Annotated in this window: 3 protein-coding genes; all 3 read right to left on the reverse strand. The window is 41.1% G+C overall.

Translation table 11 applies throughout. The annotated features are described in order from the left end of the window. Nucleotides 1–178 precede the first annotated feature (178 nt). On the reverse strand, nucleotides 179–1648 hold the full coding sequence (locus tag KM934_RS12605; protein ID WP_252345005.1) for a type II toxin-antitoxin system HipA family toxin: 1470 nt from the start codon (nucleotides 1646–1648) through the stop codon (nucleotides 179–181). Between the two features lie 20 nt (nucleotides 1649–1668). Further along, nucleotides 1669–1977: a helix-turn-helix domain-containing protein gene (locus KM934_RS12610; RefSeq protein WP_094383297.1), complete on the reverse strand. Its 309-nt coding sequence runs from the start codon at nucleotides 1975–1977 to the stop codon at nucleotides 1669–1671. 58 nt (nucleotides 1978–2035) lie between these two features. Further along, on the reverse strand, nucleotides 2036–2243 hold a 208-nt coding region (locus KM934_RS12615), incomplete at its 5' end, for a hypothetical protein (RefSeq protein WP_215760958.1).

Below are 2243 nucleotides of genomic sequence, written 5' to 3' on the forward strand. Positions count from 1 at the left end.
AAGTTTAAGTTTAGAATTACTCATGTATATATACATGTTCTCCAAACTCAAATGTTTTCATGGTTTCAAGTCTATTACCCATACTTTCGAATGTAAAAAAGACAGTTTTCCTTCAGTAGGGAGAAGGTATAAAAAAGAGCGACCGAAGCCGCTCTTTATGTAGTATCAATATGTAGATTTACCTGGCAAGGTATGTTTCAACCAGTGTATGCAGTTGTTCTATCGAGAGGTTGGAAGTACCTGTTTCTTCAATCTCTGCATACGCTGCTTTGTTTTTTGATATAACAAACTTACGCTCTTTTCCTTGTATCTCGCAAAGAAGATGGAAATTGCCTTTGTAAGTTTGTTCTACACGTACATTCTCATATAGAATGCCATCAATATCAAATGATGGTGAACTGCTATCAGGCAAGAAGCCCCAATTTGCCAGATGGTTGTTCAAGCAAGTTTCAACAGCAGCAATCCATTGCTGACCTACACCACATTCTTCTGCGTATTTACGGAACTTACAGATAGCAGAAGCAACCTCTTTGATAATGGTTTCTGCCTTTCTGATACCATTATCTTTGGCGAGAGCAAGAGCATCTTCAAGGGTTTGACCTTGCAGCTTTCCTTGCATCATAAGGCAGTGCATAGTCTCTGGAAGGAAACCTCCGACATTGAAAATATAGGTCATGTCATATGCTGGCGATAACTGCCAATGACCGTTTTCGTCCATTAGGAAAGAAAAGTTCTTATTGTGGTCATCGGTGTTGTTGGCAAGGATGTTGAACACCATCCTGCGAAATACCTCTTCCTGTGTGGATTCAGGAAGTCGCATCTTACGACATACCATCAGCAGTTTCTCGTAGCTGTCTGCCTCGGGGTATAAGGCAGCCAGTGTCTGCATGTGAAGCTTACGTTCCTCATCACGATCGAAACGATGCGTTATGAAGTGATTCTGTCCCTCAACTTCAATAAGTTCACATGGCATCATGTTGATACCAGCAGCTGTAGCCATTTTGTAATAAGCCATTTCAAGCTCAGCAGAAGAACGTGAAGGATCACCAAACTTAAGAATACAGTATTCAAACTCTTTTTGCCCAGCTATCTGTCCGCTTCTTATCTCACCTGTCTTTGGATTTATGGCAATAATGGCTTTAGGCTGTCTGCCACCTGCAGAGGTGCCAACAGCTATCAAGGATTGCATCGTCAAAGACTCATCTGGCATTATCTTTACGTTCTCACGCTCAGTGAATATCTTTTGAGCCAAGTCCGTCAAAGCTTTAAGATTGAGTTGTTCGGACTTCTTAATGCCAGATGATTCAGGGATAAACTCTAATGCTCCCATTCCTCGCTTGCCAATGAAAGAGAGAATTTCAAGAGGAGTGATTTCCTGGTTTCGGATGCCGCTCTGTATTCTCCAACATTCGAAGACTTGATTTCCCCAAGCATCAGGAAGCGAATCAGCAAGAAAAGGAGGCAATTTACGGTAAAGCTTCATTTCCTTATCTCCCATGATAGGACGACGGCTTGCAGGTGACTTGGTAGAAGCAATAAGAGGGAAAGGATCCAGTTCGCCACCGATAACAGCAGGATTGAACTCGAAGTACGAAATTCCTTTCCTGCCATCCCATGACAAACGACCGATTTCCTTGTCCCAGAGCATTATTTTAAGGGAGCTTGTTATCATGATTTCTTATGTCTAATTCGTTGAACCTTCTTTTCTGACTTGATGAGATATGCAGAATCTGGAAGTTCTGGCATCAGTTCGTCTAGAGTATTTATCTGGCCGATAGCCTTCATCAGCAATAGGAACGTACCAAGCGACATATTGCCTGACGTTCCGTTCTCAAACTTGTGAATGGTAGTAATGGTGATACCAGATTGCTCAGAGACATCCTTCTGCGTCATGTTACTACGCAGACGATAATCTTTGAATCTCGCTCCAAGCAGCTTTATCAATTCTGGTATGGAATATTCGTAATAGTCAGCCATAATGTCACACTTTTATTTTATACTTTGCTATAATTTATATATTGTTTTATCTTCTATTTTATATTGCGCTTATATTTACGACTGCAAAATTACGCAATGTTTTTGAAATAAATGCATAACGGCAAGGAAAATGTTGGATAAAGAGCAAATTTATATGGTTCTGTAAGGAAAAAGAGAGCCCAAAACACAAAAAAGAGCGACCCGAAGGCCACTCTTTGATGACGAGAAGGGTTATTTGCCCTTCTTTGTCTTGCTCTCCTGTGGAG

Source organism: Hallella faecis (assembly GCF_018789675.1).
GTDB lineage: Bacteria > Bacteroidota > Bacteroidia > Bacteroidales > Bacteroidaceae > Prevotella > Prevotella faecis.